Raw genomic sequence first — 1,036 nt, 5'->3', positions numbered from 1 at the left:
GCTATATCGTTTATTTTTTGTGCTTCACATATGTCGTAATAAACTTTACCACTGCATATTACAACTTTACGTATTTTATCATTCGAAACTAAACCTGTTCTACATTCTGGAATTACTGTGAGGAATTTTCCTTCAAAATCAGATAGGTTAGATACTGCTCTTTTGTGGCGCAGTAGCGATTTNNNTGTAAACACTACCAGAGGCTTACGAAAGTCTCTATGCATTTGTCTGCGTAAGACATGGAAGTAATTCGCCGGAGTGGAACAATTAACTACCTGCATATTATCCTCTGCGCAGAGTTGCAAAAATCTCTCTATACGTGCGGAGCTATGCTCAGGTCCCTGTCCTTCATAACCATGAGGCAGCAATAAAACTAGACCGCTTGATCGCAACCACTTTGTTTCTGCAGATGCGATAAACTGGTCGATCATAATTTGCGCACCGTTTGCAAAATCACCAAATTGTCCTTCCCAGAGCACCAGTGAATACGGAGAATCAAGACTATATCCATATTCAAAGCCCATTACAGCATACTCAGATAGTGCGCTATCTATGACCTCAAAGTGAGCTTGCTTTTCATTTATATTGTTTAGCGGAATAAATGCTTCTTCTGTTACCTGATCAACAAGCCTTGAATGACGGTGCGAGAAAGTTCCACGACCAGAGTCTTGTCCTGATAAACGCACTCCTATTCTTTCTGTGAGCAGTGATGCAAACGCAAGACTTTCGGCAGTTGCCCAGTCTATATTACTACCAAAATTTATGCTGTCTATTCTGCCATCGAGTATTTTTCTAACCTTATTGTTAATGTTAAAGTTACTTGGGATATTGCTATTTATACGCACACCTAATTTTTTCAGCCCATATGTATAAGGCGATATCAAAGCATAAAACTCCTGGAAATCGTTCAGCTTTGCTCTTCTTAATTTTGACCACACTCCACCGAACCAGTCAGCTTTTTTTGGAGTGTAAGCCGCTGATTCAGCAAGACTTTTATCTAATTTTGCCCTGAATTCACTGCGCAATTTATTTACTT

The 1,036-nt window shown here is 39.6% G+C and carries 1 protein-coding gene (running past one end of the window); it reads right to left on the bottom strand.

The window, feature by feature from the left end:
- Positions 1–1,036 carry part of the coding region annotated (locus WG67_RS05690) for a 2-oxoglutarate dehydrogenase E1 component (RefSeq protein WP_458695022.1) on the bottom strand (this coding region is incomplete at its 3' end). Its footprint extends 682 nt past the window's final position, so 1,036 of the 1,718 annotated nt are shown.

It is taken from the genome of Wolbachia endosymbiont of Drosophila incompta (assembly GCF_001758565.1).
In the GTDB taxonomy this organism is placed as follows: Bacteria; Pseudomonadota; Alphaproteobacteria; order Rickettsiales; family Anaplasmataceae; genus Wolbachia; species Wolbachia pipientis.
Note: the sequence above shows the minus strand (reverse complement) of the source record. Positions and strands in the feature narration are given on the sequence as shown.